General features: G+C 62.5%; 13 protein-coding genes. 12 read left to right on the forward strand and 1 reads right to left on the reverse strand.

The annotated features are described in order from the left end of the window. The first annotated feature begins 221 nt into the window (after positions 1–221). Genes EV700_RS01595 through pdxA form a run of 3 tightly spaced genes read left to right on the forward strand, consistent with a single transcriptional unit; the run spans position 222 to position 4,676 of the window. Positions 222–2,381, forward strand: a complete 2,160-nt coding sequence (locus EV700_RS01595) for an LPS-assembly protein LptD (protein ID WP_165391288.1) — start codon at positions 222–224, stop codon at positions 2,379–2,381. Beyond that, on the forward strand, positions 2,381–3,670 hold the full coding sequence (locus tag EV700_RS01600) for a peptidylprolyl isomerase (protein WP_130410610.1): 1,290 nt from the start codon (positions 2,381–2,383) through the stop codon (positions 3,668–3,670). Before EV700_RS01595 ends, EV700_RS01600 begins: the two co-directional genes overlap by 1 nt. 4 nt (positions 3,671–3,674) lie before the next feature. After that, the gene (gene pdxA, locus EV700_RS01605; RefSeq protein ID WP_242610187.1) at positions 3,675–4,676 is read left to right on the forward strand and encodes a 4-hydroxythreonine-4-phosphate dehydrogenase PdxA; all 1,002 of its coding nucleotides are present in this window, start codon (positions 3,675–3,677) and stop codon (positions 4,674–4,676) included. Here the strand turns inward: pdxA and EV700_RS01610 are convergent. Further along, positions 4,640–5,434: a cobalamin-binding protein gene (locus EV700_RS01610; RefSeq protein ID WP_130410612.1), complete on the reverse strand. Its 795-nt coding sequence runs from the start codon at positions 5,432–5,434 to the stop codon at positions 4,640–4,642. The genes pdxA and EV700_RS01610 overlap by 37 nt on opposite strands. Before the next feature lie 137 nt (positions 5,435–5,571). Between EV700_RS01610 and rsmA the strand changes: the two genes are divergently transcribed. The 9 genes from rsmA (at position 5,572) to EV700_RS01655 (ending at position 16,930) form a co-directional block, all read left to right on the forward strand. After that, positions 5,572–6,378, forward strand: coding sequence for a 16S rRNA (adenine(1518)-N(6)/adenine(1519)-N(6))-dimethyltransferase RsmA (gene rsmA / locus EV700_RS01615; RefSeq protein WP_130410613.1), 807 nt, complete (start codon positions 5,572–5,574; stop codon positions 6,376–6,378). Then, a complete protein-coding gene (apaG, locus tag EV700_RS01620; protein WP_130410614.1) occupies positions 6,365–6,745 on the forward strand; it encodes a Co2+/Mg2+ efflux protein ApaG in 381 nt (126 codons plus the stop codon). Before rsmA ends, apaG begins: the two co-directional genes overlap by 14 nt. A 9-nt stretch (positions 6,746–6,754) precedes the next feature. Further along, on the forward strand, positions 6,755–7,591 hold the full coding sequence (locus EV700_RS01625; RefSeq protein WP_130410615.1) for a symmetrical bis(5'-nucleosyl)-tetraphosphatase: 837 nt from the start codon (positions 6,755–6,757) through the stop codon (positions 7,589–7,591). A 242-nt stretch (positions 7,592–7,833) separates the two neighbouring features. Further along, complete coding sequence (locus tag EV700_RS01630) at positions 7,834–9,756, forward strand: PrkA family serine protein kinase (RefSeq protein ID WP_130410616.1); 1,923 nt, start codon at positions 7,834–7,836, stop codon at positions 9,754–9,756. Between the two features lie 18 nt (positions 9,757–9,774). Further along, complete coding sequence (locus tag EV700_RS01635; protein ID WP_130410617.1) at positions 9,775–11,049, forward strand: YeaH/YhbH family protein; 1,275 nt, start codon at positions 9,775–9,777, stop codon at positions 11,047–11,049. Then, positions 11,046–12,554, forward strand: coding sequence for a SpoVR family protein (locus tag EV700_RS01640; RefSeq protein ID WP_130410618.1), 1,509 nt, complete (start codon positions 11,046–11,048; stop codon positions 12,552–12,554). The genes EV700_RS01635 and EV700_RS01640 overlap by 4 nt, the downstream gene beginning before the upstream one ends. 121 nt (positions 12,555–12,675) lie before the next feature. Next, positions 12,676–13,038, forward strand: a complete 363-nt coding sequence (locus EV700_RS01645) for a hypothetical protein (RefSeq protein ID WP_130410619.1) — start codon at positions 12,676–12,678, stop codon at positions 13,036–13,038. 219 nt (positions 13,039–13,257) lie between these two features. Beyond that, positions 13,258–13,665 (forward strand): hypothetical protein, encoded by a 408-nt coding sequence (locus tag EV700_RS01650; RefSeq protein WP_130410620.1) that lies wholly within the window; start codon positions 13,258–13,260, stop codon positions 13,663–13,665. Between the two features lie 283 nt (positions 13,666–13,948). Continuing rightward, complete coding sequence (locus EV700_RS01655) at positions 13,949–16,930, forward strand: tetratricopeptide repeat protein (protein WP_130410621.1); 2,982 nt, start codon at positions 13,949–13,951, stop codon at positions 16,928–16,930. Positions 16,931–16,986: the final 56 nt, after the last annotated feature.

Raw genomic sequence — 16,986 nt, forward strand, 5'->3', positions numbered from 1 at the left:
TTCTATTATCCCCGAGCTTTGCCCTGAACCCAAGTTGCATAATGCGCCGGACTCCGATTTTCTTGCTGTCGTCCCTACTTCCCGCCCTGGCCGGCGCCGGCGAAGCCATCAACTACGCGCGTTTGGGATGGATGGATGAAGCCGCGATCGCGGCCAGGCCCGCCAACAGCCGACCGCGGGTAAACCCCGGCTGCCGGGGCACTTGGGTAACGCCCATCCCCATGTCGGTCCGCCCGGGTAAAATCGATGAAAGTCCGGTCGAAGGCGAAGCCGCCTGGGTGTATTTTGATCCGGAGGGCGCCTCCAAGCTGCGCGGTGATGTCCGCATATCCCAGCCCGGCCGGACCATTCAGGCCGATGACGCGGAAATTTCCACGGGCCGGGACAATGGCCGCTTCACGGGCAACATCCTGCTGGCCGAGCCCGGACTGGTCCTGGCCGGCAAACAGGCGGACATGAACCTGGCCGGCAAGACCGCCCATCTGGACAGCGTCGAATTTGTGTCCACGCTACTGAATGCGCACGGCAAGGCGACGACCATCGATCGCAAGGAAAACGGAGAACTGCGTTTCGACCGGGTTGAATACTCCACGTGCGAGCCCGATCACCGGGTGTGGTACTTTTCCGCACGGAAGCTGAGGCTGGACCCCACTACCGGCCGGGGCACCGTGCGACAGGCCCGCCTGCATGTCGGCGGGGTGCCGCTGGTCAATATCCCCTATTTCAACTTCCCGATTGACGCCCGGCGCATGACGGGATTGCTGGTGCCCCGCTTTGGCTCGACCAATGATGGCGGTTTTGATTTCGCCCAACCGATCTATTTCAATCTGGCGCCGAACTATGACATGACCCTGACGCCGCGATTGCTGTCGCGCCGGGGGCTCATGGCTGAAAGTGAATTCCGCTATCTGACGGGCGAGCATGGCTCCGGGGAGCTGCAACTGGCGATGCTGCCGTCAGACAAGCTTTACCAGAACAACGACCGGCAGCAAGCCAGCTGGCGCCACCGCTACCAGGACGGCCATGTTCGGGCGGCCACGCTGGTGAATTATGTTTCCGACAGCGCTTATTTCACCGATTTGGGCACAGACCTGAGCCAGAGCAGCGCTACACACCAGGAGCGCACGGGCGAAGTCGAGTACTATGGCTCGGGCTGGAGCGTGCTGGGCCGGGTGCAGGGCTTCCAGACCATTGACCCGCTGCTGACGGACATCAGCAAGCCGTATGCCCGTCTGCCGCAGGTCCTGTTTCGCGGCGAGCAGCCCCTGGGTCATGACCTGAGCATGCGCGTCCTGAGTGAAATGACCCGCTTCAACCGCACGGTCAATGACGGCAGCGGGACCGAGGTCAATGGTGAGCGCTGGCGCTTTGAGCCCCGACTGGGCTATCGCCTCCAGCGCCCCTGGGGGTTTGTGGCTCCCGAACTGTCATTGCGACAGCTGGCGTACCGGCTGGAAAATTCTCCCGGCTCCCAACCCGACATGATCAACAATCCGGTCCTGAGCCTGGACAGCGGCCTGACCTTCGAGCGCGACAGCGGACGCTTCACCCAGACGCTGGAGCCGCGCATGTTCTACATCTATTCCCCGTACAAGGACCAGTCGTCCCTGCCCAACTTCGATACCGCCACCTCCACCTTCAGCTTTGCCCAGCTGTTCCGGAGCAGCCGCTTTTCCGGCGGCGACCGTATTGATGACGCCAATCAGGTCTCCCTGGGCGTGACCAGCCGCTGGCTGGACAAGGATGACGGCCATGAACGGCTGCGCGCATCCGTGGGCGAGGTTTTCTATCTCCGCGACCGCAAGGTGCGCCTCAATGCCACCGACCCTGTCGCCAGTGACGGCACCTCGGGCGTTGCCGGCGAGTTGGCGCTGCAACTGAACCGTGATTGGTCCGGTTCCGCGGACAGCCTGTGGACCCCGGCCGCGCAAGCCGCGCAGGTCGGAGTGCAATTACACTACCTGCCCGATACCGCCGACCGGCTGTTCAATATCGGCTACAGCTATCGACGCGAAATCCTGTCCCTGAACCAGAAGGCCCTGAGCCAGGCCAGCGCCTCGCTGATTCATCCGCTGGGCGGAAGCTGGCATTTCATGGGCCTGATGCAGTACGACCTCAACAACAATGTGACACAGGACAGTCTGGCCGGGCTGCGCTACGATGCCTGCTGCTGGCGTGTGTCACTGTATCGCCGGCAGTTTCTGGCTGATCCTGACAACATCAGCGCCGCCAACCAGCGGCGCACGGCATTTTTCATTGAGATTACCCTCAAGGGGCTGGCCGGCATCTCGTCCGGTGTGAATGACCTGCTGTCCAACAAAGTCTTTGGTTATCGCCAGATCCAGGAATCCTTCCGCCCCTCTTTCCGGGAGAACCGCTAATGCGTTTATCCGTTGCACCCTTGCTGTTCCTGCTGTTAACCGCTCCGGTCATGGCCGGCATCCCCCTGGACCGCATTGCTGCCGTCGTGGACGAGGATGTGATTCTGGAAAGCGAGGTGAAGCAACGGATCGCCGATGTGGAGAACCAGTTCCAGACCCGCCATCAGACTTTGCCGGATCCGGCCGACCTGCGAAACCAGGTGCTGGAGCAACTGATCCTGCAAAACCTGCAACGCGGACAAGCGCAAAAGGCCGGTGTGCGGATTGATGACAATACTCTTAATGCGTCGATGACCGATATCGCCCGCCAGAACGGCCTGACGCTGGATGAATTCCGGCAACGGCTGGAGACTGAACACCCCGGCAGCTATAACCAGGTGCGTGAACAGGTGCGGACGGAAATGATCATCAGCCGTTACCGCAACCGGCGACTTCAGGAAAGAATCCGGATTACCGACCAGGACATCGACAGCTTCCTGGCTTCCCCCCAAGGCGCAGAAGCGCTGGCGACCGAGTACCGCCTGGCCCATATTCTTGTCAGCGTCCCCGAAGCCGCGACCCCGGCACAGCTGGACAAGGCCCGCAAGCGTGCCGAGGAAGCCCTGGTCGCGCTGCGCGGCGGCCAGTCCCTGGAACAGGTGGCCGCCCGCTACTCGACCGGTGACGACGCCCTGAAAGGCGGCGACCTGGGCTGGCGCAAGGAAGCCCAGCTGCCTGCGGTCTTCGCGGACCAGATCCGCGGCCTGAAAACCGGGGAATATGCCGGACCGATCCAGACTCCCGCCGGCTTCCATATCCTGGCCCTGCTGGATCGTCGCGGCGCGGAACAAATGGTGATCCACCAGCGTCAGGTCCGCCATATTCTGGTGAAGCCCTCGGAAGTGCTGAGCAGCGAGGATGCCCAGCAAAAGGCGGCAGACCTGCGCTCCAAGCTGGAACAGCATCCGGAAGACTTCCCCACACTGGCCCGCACCAACTCCGATGACCCGGGATCGGCCCGTAACGGCGGCGACCTCGGTTGGGTTTCCCCCGGCGAAATGGTGCCGTCGTTTGAAGAGATGATGAAGAAGACGCCCATCAACGGCATCAGTCCGGTTTTTGAAAGTCAGTTCGGCTGGCACATCCTGCAGGTACTGGGCGAGCGCGATCAGGACATGACCCGGGAGTACCGGCGCAACCTGGCGCGCCAGGCTCTGTACAACCGCAAGTTTGATGAAGAGCTGGAACTGTGGCAGCGCGAGATCCGCGCCGACGCCTATGTGGAAATCAAGCCGGTCGAGGCCCCCTGACATGGTGCTGCCGTTGCTGCTGACCTCCGGCGAACCGGCGGGTATCGGCCCGGACCTGTGTCTGATGCTGGCCGGGCAGGGACTGCCCCTGCCGTGGGTGGCGCTGGCCGATCCGGAATTGCTGCGGCAACGCGCCCGGCAGCTGGGACTGACCGTGGCGCTGCATCACTGGGCCAGCGGTGATGACGCCTCGCCGCTGCCGCCCGGACAATTACGGGTATGGCCGGTCGCCCTGCGCGCTCCGGTCACGGCTGGCAAACTGGACAAGACCAACAGCCCCTACGTGCTGGAAATGCTGGAGCGCGCCGCCCAGGCCTGCCTCGACGGCGAAGCGGCGGGCATGGTGACGGCCCCCGTGCAGAAATCCATCATCAATGATGCCGGGATTCCTTTCAGCGGCCATACCGAATTCCTGCAAGAGCTCTGCGAAGTACCGAAAGTGGTGATGATGCTGGCCTGCCCCGGCCTGCGCGTCGCCCTGGCCACCACGCACCTGCCGCTGCGCGCGGTGCCGGACGCCATCACGCCGGAGACACTGCGGCAGGTGATCCGCATCCTGCACCACGACCTCCGCGAGAACTTCGCGATTCCCGACCCGCGCATCCTGGTCTGCGGCCTGAACCCGCATGCCGGGGAAGGCGGCCATCTGGGACACGAGGAAATCACCGTGATCAACCCGGTGCTGGCGGAGCTGCGCGCCGAAGGCCTGCGCCTGAGCGACGCCCTGCCCGCCGATACCCTGTTCACCGAGAAGAACCTGGCCGACGCCGATGCGGTGCTGGCGATGTTCCACGATCAGGGACTGCCGGTGCTGAAGGCGCGCGGCTTTGGCGAAGCGGTGAATGTGACGCTGGGCCTGCCAATCATCCGCACCTCGGTGGATCACGGCACGGCGCTGTCGCTGGCGGGAACCGGGCTGGCCGACAGCGGCAGCCTGCTGGCCGCCTTGCAAATGGCGGCCGGGATGGCTTACGGCCGCCAGGCATCCACCAGCGCGCAGAGCTGATCCAGCCCGTCGGTCAGTGCCGCCGGACCGGGTTGCAAAATATCCGCCGACTTGATTTCGTAAATGCGGCCGTGACACACCGCCGGGATGTCCTGCCAGCCCTGCCGCGCCGCCACCTGTTCCGGCCGGAATTTGCGGCCGCACCAGGAACCGATGATGATGTCCGGCTGCCGACGCGCCACTTCCAGCGGATCGGCCAGGATGCGGTTCTTGCCCAGCGACTCCCGCGCATGCTCGGGAAAGACATTCTCCCCGCCCGCCAGTTCCACCAGTTCCGCAACCCACTGGATGCTGGTGATGATCGGGTCATACCACTCTTCGAAATAGACCCGCGGCCGCCGCGCGCGTTGCGCATTGCGTTCCCGCAGGGCAGCCAGATGCGCCTCCCGTTCCCGCACCCAGGCTAGCGCCCTGTCCTGCGCCCCGACCATCGCGCCGAGCTGCACCAGCATCGCCAGAATTTCATCGACGGAACGCTGGTTGAAGACATGGACATTGACGCCCTGACGGATCAGCGCCGCCGCGATGTCGGCCTGCAGGTCCGAGAAACCCAGCACCAGATCGGGCTTCAGTTCCAGGATGCGGTCGATCTTTGCCGAGGTGAAGGCCGAAACGCGCGGTTTCTCCTTGCGCGCCTGCGGCGGGCGCACGGTAAAACCGGAAATGCCGACGATGCGATGCTGTTGCCCCAGCAGGTAAAGCATCTCGGTGGTTTCTTCGGTCAGGCAGACAATCCGCTGCGGAAAATAATCGGTCATGCGGCGCGATCCGGGTGTTTGAAAGCGGCATGATGACCGTTTCCGCCCCCCGGCAACAAGACTTTGCCAACACCCGCACGACAAAGCCGGTGAATTGCCCTAGAATTCGCCCTCAGACTTCATTGAATCCAGCCGACATGTCCCATGACCTGCAAGGCCATACCGCCCGCAAGCGCTTTGGCCAGAATTTTCTCCATGACGAGAACATCATCCGACGCATTGTGCAGATGTTCGCCCCAGTGCCGGGCCAGCAGGTTGTCGAGATCGGCCCCGGCCTGGGCGCGCTGACCCGCCACCTGCTGGCCTTCCTGGGCGAGATGCACGTGGTGGAACTGGACCGCGACCTGGCCGCCCGCCTGCCCGTCACCTTTGCCGGGCAAGGCACGCTGCATATCCATCAGGCCGACGCCCTGGAGTTCGATTTCGCCACCCTGGCGAAGCCGGAAGCCCCGCTGCGCATCATCGGCAACCTGCCCTACAACATCTCGACGCCGCTGATCTTCCACCTGCTGACTTTCAGCAACCGGGTCGGCGATATGTGTTTCATGCTGCAAAAGGAAGTGGTGGACCGGCTGGCCGCCGAGCCCGGCACGCCCGACTATGGCCGTCTGGGCGTCATGGTGCAGTACCGCTGCCGCGTCGACTGGCTGCTGGCCGTGCCGCCAGGGGCGTTCAATCCGCCGCCGAAAGTGCAATCCGCCGTGGTGCGCCTGACGCCCCATGCCGCGCTGCCCTGGCCGTGCGATAATGAACCCTTGCTGGCGCAAGTCGTCGCGGCCGCCTTCAACCAGCGGCGCAAGACCCTGCGCAACGCCCTGAAGGCGCTCGCCACCGAAGAGGACTTTGCGGCCGTCGGCATTGACTCCGGCCTGCGCGGCGAAGTCCTCAGCGTAGAACAATACGTCCGTCTGACCAACCGGCTGAATTCCCATGTCCCGTCCTGAACACCCGATCCGCGTCAACGTCACCTCGGAGTTCGTACCCGAACAGTCCAATCCCGGCGAATCGCGCTTTGTCTTTGCTTACCACATCGCCATCACCAATGAAGGCGCGATCCCCGCCCGCCTGCTGACCCGGCACTGGATCATCACCGACGGTGAAGCCAAGGTGGAAGAAGTGCGCGGCGACGGCGTTGTCGGTCAACAACCCTCCATCGCGCCCGGCGAGACCTATGAATACAGCAGCGGCGCCATCCTGAAGACGCCGGTGGGCAGCATGCAGGGCTCGTACGGCATGATCGACGAGTTGGGCGAGCGCTTTGAAGCACCGATCCCGGTTTTCCGGCTGGCCGTTCCGCGCATGGTGCATTAAGGAGCCGGTATGGCTGATTACGCCATTGGCGACATTCAGGGCTGCGCGGAGTCGTTCAACGCGTTGCTCAAAGAAATCCGTTTCAACCCCGACGCCGACCGCCTGTTCCTGGCCGGTGATCTGGTCGCGCGCGGGCCGGACTCGCTGAGCGTGCTACGTCAGGTCAAGGCCATGGGCGACAACGTGCGCGTGGTGCTGGGCAACCATGATTTGCACCTGCTGGCGGGCTGGTACGGCTTCAGTCCGGTCAAAAAGAAAGACCGCACCGCCGCCGTGATTGAAGCCAAAGACGGCAAGGCACTGATGGATTGGCTGCGCATGCAGCCGTTGTTTCTGGATATTCCCGAGCATCAGGCGGTGTTGACGCATGCGGGCATTCCTCCCTGCTGGAGCCTGCCGCAGGCGCGCGTGCTGGCGGCGGAAGTGTCCGCCATCCTGCAGCATGAAGATTTGGTCAAGCAGTTCCTGGGCGGCATGTACGGCAACAGCCCCAATCTGTGGCACGAACAGCTGACCGGCACCCGCCGCTGGCGCGTGATCACCAACTACCTGACGCGGATGCGGCTGGTCAGCCTGGCCGGGGAGCTGGAATTCAGCTTCAAGGAAGATCTGGGCAGCGACCTGCCGGACGGTTTCTATCCGTGGTTCACCATACCGAATCCCTCGTTGAAAAATGTCCGGGTCTTGTTTGGTCACTGGGCGGCGCTGGAAGGCAACGGCCCGCAGCATCCGGTGATTGCGCTGGACGGCGGCTGTGTCTGGGGCGGTAAGCTGCTGGCTTACCGACTGGACGACGGCGTCTTTTTCAGCACCGGCGAGGGCTGCGAGGATTGCGGGCTGGGGTGATCCCCTGACCGCGCCCCCGGCTGTCCATCCTGTTCTTAATCCCCCTCCCCGGCCCTTGGCACACCCCCTGCATGTTCATTTCCTGACGAGACCATCCGTCATCCCGACGCCACCGCCCGTCCGTGGTTGCAAAACAGTAACGCGTGTTCAGCCCCGGAACACGAGCCGACTTCAAAAAAGGCGTCTAAGCTGAGAATCAGGAAGCCCTTTTCGGGTGCAGAACGACAACGCGAGGTCATGCCATGAGCCTGTTTCGTCATTACCAGTCACGCTTCGATCAAAGCCGGCCGGAGGAGTTCTCGCTGGAGGAATACCTGAACCTGTGCAAGCAGAACCCGGCGGTTTACGCCACCGCGCCCGAACGGATGCTGCTCGCTATCGGCGAACCGGAGCAGATCGACACCAGCCGCGACGCGCGCCTGTCCCGCATTTTTTCCAACAAGATCATCCGCCGCTATCCCGCCTTCAGCGAGTTCTACGGCATGGAAGACGCCATCGAGCAGATCGTGGCCTACTTCCGCCACGCCGCACAGGGGCTGGAGGAAAAGAAACAGATACTCTACCTGCTGGGACCGGTGGGCGGCGGTAAGAGCTCGCTGGCGGAACGGCTGAAGGCGCTGATCGAGAAGACGCCCTTCTACGCCATCAAGGATTCGCCGGTGAATGAATCGCCGCTGGGGCTGTTCAATGTCGAGGAAGACGGCGACATCTTGGAACAGGACTACGGCATTCCCAAGCGCTACCTGCGCGGCATCATGTCGCCGTGGGCGGTGAAGCGGCTGCAGGAGTTTGGCGGCGACATCAGCAAATTCCGCGTGGTGAAGCTGTACCCGAGCATCCTGCACCAGCTGGCCGTCTCGAAGACCGAACCGGGCGACGAGAACAACCAGGACATTTCCGCGCTGGTCGGCAAGGTGGATATCCGCAAGCTGGAAGACTTCCCGCAGAACGACGCCGACGCCTATTCCTTCTCCGGCGGGCTGTGCAAGGCCAATCGCGGACTGATGGAATTCGTGGAAATGTTCAAGGCGCCGATCAAGGTGCTGCACCCGCTGCTGACCGCGACGCAGGAAGGCAACTACAACGGCACCGAGGCCATCGGCCCGATTCCCTTTGACGGCGTGGTGCTGGCGCACTCCAACGAGTCGGAGTGGCTGAACTTCCGCAACAACAAGAACAACGAAGCCTTCATCGACCGGATCTTCATCGTCAAGGTGCCTTACTGCCTGCGCGTCACCGAGGAAATCCAGATCTATCAGAAGCTGCTGGACAATTCCTCGCTGCGCGAAAGCCCCTGCGCGCCGGACACGCTGAAGATGCTGGCGCAGTTCACCGTGCTGTCCCGGCTGAAGGAGCCGGAAAACTCCAGCCTGTTCTCGAAGATGCGCATCTATGACGGCGAGAACCTGAAGGATACTGATCCGCGCGCCAAGTCCTATCAGGAATACCGTGATGCTGCCGGGGTGGACGAAGGCATGAACGGCCTGTCGACGCGCTTCGCCTTCAAGATCCTGTCGAAGGTGTTCAACTACGATATCAGCGAGATCGCCGCCAATCCCGTGCATTTGCTGCACGTTCTGGAAATGCAGATCGAGCAGGAGCAATTTGCCAACGACACCGCCGCCCGCTACCTGCGCTTCCTGAAGGAATACATGGCGCCACGCTATGTCGAATTCATCGGCAAGGAAATCCAGACCGCGTACCTGGAATCGTATTCCGAATACGGCCAGAACATCTTCGACCGCTACGTCCAGTACGCCGACTTCTGGATCCAGGACCAGGAATTCCGCGACCCGGATACCGGCGAAATCTTCAACCGTCAGGCCTTGAACGAGGAACTGGAGAAGATCGAGAAGCCAGCGGGCATTTCCAACCCGAAGGATTTCCGCAACGAGGTGGTCAACTTCGTGCTGCGCGCCCGCGCCAACAACAACGGCAAGAACCCGACCTGGATGTCCTACGAGAAGCTGCGCACGGTGATCGAGAAGAAGATGTTCTCCAACACCGAGGACCTGCTGCCGGTGATTTCCTTCAATCCGAAGGCGTCGAAAGCCGACCAGCAGAAGCACCAGGACTTCGTGCGGCGCATGACCGACCGCGGCTATACCGAGAAGCAGGTGCGCTTGCTGTGCGAATGGTACCTGCGCTTCCGTAAAGCCCAGTAATCCGGTTCCGGAGGTGGCATGAGCTACATCATCGACCGTCGCCTGAACGGCCGGCACAAGAGCATGGTCAACCGCCAGCGCTTCCTGGACCGCTACAAGGCGCAGATCCGCGAGTCGGTGTCGGAGGCGGCGGGCAAGCGCAGCATTACCGACATGGATCGCGGCGAGTCCGTGACCCTGCCCACGCGCGACATTTCCGAGCCGGTATTCCATCACGGGCCGGGCGGCTCGCGTGAGATGGTGCATCCCGGCAACAAGGAGTTCGTGACCGGCGACAAGGTGCCGCGTCCGCAAGGCGGCGCGGGCGGTCAGGGCGGCGGCAAGGCGGGCAATTCCGGCGAAGGCGAGGATGACTTCAGCTTTACCCTGACGCAGGAGGAGTTCCTCAATTTCCTGTTTGAAGACCTGGCGCTGCCCAATCTGGTGAAGCGGCGGCTGGCCGGGGTGGAAACCTGGGAATGGCAAAGCGCGGGCATCGTCTCCGAAGGCAATCCGGCCAAGATCAACATCGTGCGCAGCCTGCGCGCCGCCACCTCGCGGCGCATCGCCCTGGGCGCGGGCAAGCGGCGGCAGATCGCTGAAGATGAGGCCGAACTGGCCGCCCTGCTGGAGATGGAGGCCTCGCCCGAACGCAACGAACGCATCCGCGAGCTGAAGGCCGAAATCAGCAAATTGAAGCTGCGGCTGGAAAAGATCCCGTTCATCGACACCTTCGACCTGCGCTACAACCACCACATCAAGGTGCCGAAGCCGACGGCGCAGGCAGTGATGTTCTGCATCATGGATGTGTCCGGCTCGATGAGCCAGGCCACCAAGGACATGGCGAAGCGCTTCTTCCTGCTGCTGTACCTGTTCCTGAAGCGCAATTACCGCAAGATCGAACTGGTGTTCATCCGCCATCACACCAGCGCCAAGGAGGTGGATGAACAGGAATTCTTCTATTCCCGCGAAACCGGCGGCACCATCGTCTCCAGCGCGCTGAAGCTGATGGACGAGATCATTGCCGAGCGCTATTCGCCGGAACAATGGAACATCTATGCCGCGCAGGCCTCGGACGGCGACAACTGGAGCGACGACTCGCCGTTGTGCCAGGAAATCCTGACGCAGCACATCATGCCGTCGCTGCAATATTTCGCGTATATCGAGATCACGCCGCGCCAGCACCAGGCGTTGTGGCAATCCTACGAGGAGGTGGAGGCCGCCTTCCCGCAGGCCTTCGCCATGCAGCAGATCATCGAGCCGAGCGACATCTATCCGGTGTTCCGGGAACTGTTTGCGAGGAAACCGACATGAGCAAGCCCATCTCCACGGGTTCGGAATGGTCCTTCCCGCTGATCGCCGAGTACGACGCCGCCATCAAGGCGATCGCCCACGGCGAGTTCGGGCTGGACACCTATCCCAACCAGATCGAGGTGATCACCGCCGAGCAGATGATGGATGCCTATTCGTCCGTGGGCATGCCGATCGGCTACCACCACTGGTCCTTCGGCAAGCATTTCGTCAATACCGAGAACGCCTACCAGCGCGGGCAGATGGGGCTGGCCTACGAGATTGTCATCAACTCCGACCCGTGCATCGCCTACCTGATGGAAGAGAACACCATGACCATGCAGGCGCTGGTGATCGCGCACGCCTGCTACGGCCACAACTCCTTCTTCAAGGGCAACTACCTGTTCCGGACGTGGACGGATGCGGGCAGCATCATTGACTACCTGGTGTTCGCGCGGAACTACATCCGCAAGTGCGAAGAGCGCCACGGCGTGCGCGAGGTGGAACTGCTGCTGGACTCCTGCCACGCGCTGATGAATTACGGCGTCGACCGCTACAAGCGTCCCTACCCCATTTCCGCCGACGAGGAGCGACTGCGGCAGGAAGAACGCGAGCAGGCCTTGCAGGCGCAGGTCAACGACCTGTGGCGCACCATTCCGCAAAAGCACAAGCACCACACCCACGAACGCGAACGCTTTCCGGCGGAGCCGCAGGAAAACCTGCTCTATTTCTTCGAGAAGAACGCGCCGTTGCTGGAGCCCTGGCAACGCGAGATCGTGCGCATCGTCCGCAAGGTGGCGCAGTATTTCTACCCGCAACGGCAGACGCAGGTGATGAACGAAGGCTGGGCGACCTTCTGGCACTACACCCTGCTGAACCGGCTCTATGACAAGGGACTCGTCACCGACGGATTCATGCTGGAGTTTCTGCAGTCGCATACCGCCGTGGTGTTCCAGCCGCCGTTTGACGCGCCCTATTACCGGGGCATCAATCCCTATGCACTGGGCTTCGCCATGTTTCAGGACATCAAGCGCATCTGCGAGCAGCCGACCGACGAAGACCGGCTATGGTTTCCCGACTTCGCGGGCGGCGACTGGCTGAAAACCGTGAAATTCGCGATGCAGAACTTCAAGGACGAAAGCTTCGTGCAGCAGTTCCTCAGCCCGAAGGTCATGCGCGACTTCCACCTGTTTGATGTGGTGGATGACGAACACCGCGACCATCTGGAAATCGGCGCCATCCACGACGACGGCGGTTTCCGGCGGCTGCGGCAAGCGCTGTCGAACCAGTACAACCTGAGCATGAACGAACCGAACATCCAGGTGTGGAACGTCAACCTGCGCGGCGACCGCGCGCTGACGCTGCGTCACCAGCGTCACCAGAACCGTCCCTTGGCCGACAGCGCCGCCGAAGTAGTGCGGCACCTGCACCGGCTGTGGAAATTCGACGTGCACCTGGAAAGCTGGAACGACCAGACGCGGGTGGAAACCCTGTCCTGCACGGCGGACGGTCTGCGCATCACCAACTGAGCGCTGCGGACCGAAAAAAGCGGCCGACGCCCTTGCGGTTTGGCCCGATCGAACCATACTTTTTCAAGGAAAGCGCCGCGGGGCGTATTTCGCTCCATCTTCATTTCTGAGGGAACAGAACATGAAAACCCAAGCCACCCTGCATTGCTACGGCTTCAGCGACCATGAACGCACCATTATCAAGTCCCTGCTGCAAACCTTCGGTGAACTGCCGAACACGCAATGGCGCTACGGCGAACATGAATCCGCCGATGTGGTGCTGATTGACTGTGACAATCCCCAGGCCGTGCAGGACCTGGCCGACGGCATGCTGAACACACGCTTCCTGGTCGCCTGTTCGTCCCGGCAGTATCGCTGTCCCGGCGCGCGCGACCTGCTGCGCAAGCCGCTGCGCCCGCGCGAACTGGTCACCCTGCTGACTTCGCTGGACGACGCTCCCGGAACCCGGCCGAACAGCAGCGACGCTTACCCGCTACTGACATGACGCCGCGCCCTGCGCGGACATCAAATGTGTGATGGGGTTCAAATCCTTGCCCCGCAAGCTTTTCAGGCAAAATGCACCTCCGATCACAAAACCGGAAAATAGTCGCGGGTTTCGTGAAATGCTTCGCTAAACCCGGCTTGTCCGCTCCCGGCAAAAGCCCATACTGGCCTGAAGCGGAACTTATTAACCCGCCAGTGATGGCCCTTCCGGGGGAAAAACATGAAAACGCAAGCTACTCTGCATTGCCACGGATTCAACGACCGCGACCAGATTCTGGTCAAGTCGGTGCTGCTGGCCTTTGGCGACCTGGACAACTCGATCTGGACATACGCCGACGGAACCTCCGCCGACCTGGTCCTGGTTGACTGCGACAACCTGCTGGCCGTGCGCGACGCGGCGCGCGGCTATCTGCACGGCAAGCACGTGATTGCCTGCTCCAGGGACGGCATCTCGTGTGACGGCGCAGGCTTCACGCTTCCCAAGCCCTTGCGGCCCAAGCATGTCATTGCCATGCTGCAACACATGGATCAATCGGGCGAGATGCCCCCCGCCATGGCGATCGCCGCCAATGACACCCCGGCCCTGCCCGCCGAGGAAGGCTTGATGATGTTTCCCTTCATGATCTGACCTTTACCGGCCCGGATCCCCCTCCGGGCCGTCTTTTTTCCGTCCTTCCCGTCCCGGACGTCCTGTCCTGCAAAGATATCCCGACTCTCTGACCGGTAGCATTGTCTAGTTGATTCACGACTGTTAATTATTTGGTAGACTTGACGCGATCAGACACCCCACGTGCGCGAAAAAGTAGAACAGCCCGACAATCTGGAAGACGCTATCCGGATTTCGGTTAAAATGCAGCCATCGTCTGACCACTGATTATTAGTAAAACAACCGCTTTCAAGGATGCATCCCGATGAAGACAGTCGCTGACCTGTTCGCCAACGACCATGTGGTGCTGGGGAAAGTCGCCCCGGTCGACAGGCATTTCGTGCATGTGGAGAAGATGCCGGCGGAAGACGAGGAAACCGCCTGCACCTGGATCAAGAGCGTCGAACCCGGGCAACTGCAAAACGAATACTGGGTCGCCCGCGAAAAGAATCTGTTGCTGCTGCTGAAAAAGCTGCCGCAAGTGGTGCACCTGCGCAAGGACGACGATAACAGCGACAGCAGTTACCACACCGTCCGCACCCGCGATGCTGGCGTCACGCTGGATGCCTGGCTGAAAATGAAGCCGCAGCATATCGCCAGCGGACGCACGCTGGAGCATCCCTTCGCCCATGTCGGCGCCTTCCTGCGCCTGGCGCGCGGTCTGCTGACCGCCCTGAAGTCCATCCACCGCGAAGGCGTGATCCACGCGCATCTGGATGGCACGAACATCTGCCTGCCCTATGCGCCGTTCCCGTTCCGCTTCGATACCGGCATCCGTCCCGACTTCGCCAATGTCTGCCTGATTGATTTCATGTTCGCGGTCAGCAGCACCCTGCGCCTGTACCGCCCGATGGCCATCACCCCGCTGGCGCCGCCGTCCGCCCATTCCGCCCTGCTGCGGAACGCCCTGGAAACGGACGCCGCCCTGCAGCGCGCGGAAGCGATCCAGGAAATTGACTACAGTGTTGACCTGTATGCCCTGGGCCATGTGCTGGAAGACATCTTCCAGCGCGGGCTGATCTATCCGGGCAACATGCAATCCCAGATGGAAATGACCATCTACAACCTGATCCACGAACTGCTGGGTTACGATGACGGCATCCCCGAGGCGCTGGCGGAAAAGTACGGTTCCACCATGCCGCACGACATCTATATCAAGCGGATCGACAACATGCTGACCCTGGATCCGCATGTGGATAACGATGACCATGACATGCTGCTGCTGGATCCCGCCCAGGTGCTGGATCCGGAAGCGCCGGAAGAGGAAACCTTACCCGTGGCGACACCCCACCAACCCGCCGATGAACCTGTTTCCGGCACCCTGCCCGCCGATCCACTGCTGGTGACCGCCAGCGCCGACACGCCTGAAATGACCGCTCACGCTCCGGAAGCCGCCGCGAGCGGACTGCGATCCTATCTGGAAATCAGCAAATGGATGGTGGTGGGACTGCTGCTGCTGGTGCAGGGCATGCATTTCCTGTATTCGGAAGGCGGCAAGATGGGCCTGGATGTGGTGCCCTCGCTGCTGCTGATGCTGGCCATCGCGGTCGGCGTGCTGGTGGTGGCGCTGGTCGCGGTGCCGCGCGACCAGCTGCTGAAATACGTGGAAGGCGACGATGATTTGCCCGGCGGCGGCTATGGTCAGGGAGGCTTTGCCCAGACCCCGCTGCGTGATGATGAATACATTACCGTCAACGCCTATGTCATCGTGGCCCTGCTGCTGACCGGCCAGATCTGCTCCGTCATCTACGAGCACGGCGAGAACATGAAGCTGGATGTGGTGCCGTCGATGCTGCTGGCGGTTCTGATCGGCGTCGGTTCCAGTGTCTTCAAGATCTGGTACGACAAGTTCATGGCCCCGAAGCCGCTGAACAGGATCGACGACGACATTGAAGAGACCGACGCTCCGGAACCGGAGGCTGTCGCCGCCGAAGTCATGGCGGAAAGCACCGGCATCGCCGCGGCGGCGACCGTGGCCGAAGCCGCTTTCGCGGTTCAGGAAACCGCCGAAGCTCCGGCTGAAGATGCGCCGGTTGCAGCGGTTGCAGACATCGTGGAAGAAGCGGCTCCCGCTCCGGCCGCCATCGAAACCGCCCCGGAGGCCGACGTTGCCGCAGCGGCTCCTCAAGCCGGGCCGGCCCCGGTTGAAGCGCCTGCGGTTGTGGCTGAAGAAGTCGTGATCGCAGTGGCGGCCCCTGTTGTTGCGGTCGCCGCCGAAGCCGCTGTCATGAGCGAAACGGTTGCTTCCGCACCCGCCGCCGCTGCAGCGGAACTGCCGCTGGCCGCCCGCACTGTTCATGAGGAAGAGCCGGTCGCCGCCGCCCTGTCCGCGGATGGCACGGCCGCCGCGACTGACGGGCATCTGGAACTGGACAACCGGATTGTCATCGTCGTGGTGCTGTTGCTGTTGCTGCTGTTCTTCTATTTCTCGGTTCTGCATCACAGCGACAACACCAACACGTTGCCGGCAGCCGCACCGGCTCCGGCGCCGGAAGTTACCGAAGCCGCTCCCGCCGAGGAGCCGGGTCTGCCCGAAGCCGCCCCGGTGGAGCCGGAAGCCCCGACCAGCATGCCCGCCGACACCACGGCGCTCGACTCCCTGCTGCAAAGCCACGCGCCCGTCACCGCCGCCCGTCCGGCCAAGGTGAAACCGGCCAAGACCGCCACAGCCCCGAAGGACGCGGCCACCGAAGCCGCCCCGGCTGAAACAGCGACCGCGCAGGCCGCCCCGGCTGAAGCGGCTCCCGCCCCGGCCGAAGCCGCGCCCGCCGCTGCTCCGGAAAAGCCCGCCGACAAACCGGCCGCCGCTGCCGTCGCGGAAGCGCCCGCCGCTCCGGCCAAGCCCTTGGGCAATCCGCTGGCGCAAGCGCAGAACATCATGGGCTGGTACTACTTCAAGGGCATCAACAATGTGCCGCAGGATTACACCGAAGCCCTGAAATGGTTCCACAAATCGGCCCAACTGGGCGACCCCAGCGGCCAGTTCAATCTGGGCATGATGTACGCCAACGGCTACGGTATCGGCAAGAATCAGGCCGAAGCCGCGCGCTGGTTCAAGCTGTCCGCCGACCAGGGCAAGGCCAACGCCCAGCTGAATCTGGGCATGATGTACCTTGCCGGACGCGGCGTCGCCCAGAATACCGAGGAAGGCATGCGCCTGCTGCGCCTGTCCGCCGGTCAGGGCGACAAGAACGCCCAGGCCTATCTGGACACCCTCGAAAAGAGCGGCAAGGCTCCGACCCCCTGAGCCCCGCCGCCCTGGCAAAACTCCCGCCCCGCGCGGGAGTTTTTGTTTGCGCCGCC

The sequence above is a fragment of the Fluviicoccus keumensis genome (assembly GCF_004217445.1).
Lineage (GTDB): Bacteria > Pseudomonadota > Gammaproteobacteria > Pseudomonadales > Moraxellaceae > Fluviicoccus > Fluviicoccus keumensis.

Excerpts from the sequence above, each read along its gene's own strand:
- EV700_RS01595 (WP_165391288.1), top strand. The coding sequence starts at position 222 with ATGTCGGTCCGCCCGGGTAAAATCGATGAAAGTCCGGTCGAAGGCGAA.
- EV700_RS01600 (WP_130410610.1), top strand. The coding sequence starts at position 2,381 with ATGCGTTTATCCGTTGCACCCTTGCTGTTCCTGCTGTTAACCGCTCCG.
- EV700_RS01610 (WP_130410612.1), bottom strand. The coding sequence starts at position 5,434 with ATGACCGATTATTTTCCGCAGCGGATTGTCTGCCTGACCGAAGAAACC.
- rsmA (WP_130410613.1), top strand. The coding sequence starts at position 5,572 with ATGTCCCATGACCTGCAAGGCCATACCGCCCGCAAGCGCTTTGGCCAG.
- apaG (WP_130410614.1), top strand. The coding sequence starts at position 6,365 with ATGTCCCGTCCTGAACACCCGATCCGCGTCAACGTCACCTCGGAGTTC.
- EV700_RS01625 (WP_130410615.1), top strand. The coding sequence starts at position 6,755 with ATGGCTGATTACGCCATTGGCGACATTCAGGGCTGCGCGGAGTCGTTC.
- EV700_RS01630 (WP_130410616.1), top strand. The coding sequence starts at position 7,834 with ATGAGCCTGTTTCGTCATTACCAGTCACGCTTCGATCAAAGCCGGCCG.
- EV700_RS01635 (WP_130410617.1), top strand. The coding sequence starts at position 9,775 with ATGAGCTACATCATCGACCGTCGCCTGAACGGCCGGCACAAGAGCATG.
- EV700_RS01640 (WP_130410618.1), top strand. The coding sequence starts at position 11,046 with ATGAGCAAGCCCATCTCCACGGGTTCGGAATGGTCCTTCCCGCTGATC.
- EV700_RS01645 (WP_130410619.1), top strand. The coding sequence starts at position 12,676 with ATGAAAACCCAAGCCACCCTGCATTGCTACGGCTTCAGCGACCATGAA.
- EV700_RS01650 (WP_130410620.1), top strand. The coding sequence starts at position 13,258 with ATGAAAACGCAAGCTACTCTGCATTGCCACGGATTCAACGACCGCGAC.
- EV700_RS01655 (WP_130410621.1), top strand. The coding sequence starts at position 13,949 with ATGAAGACAGTCGCTGACCTGTTCGCCAACGACCATGTGGTGCTGGGG.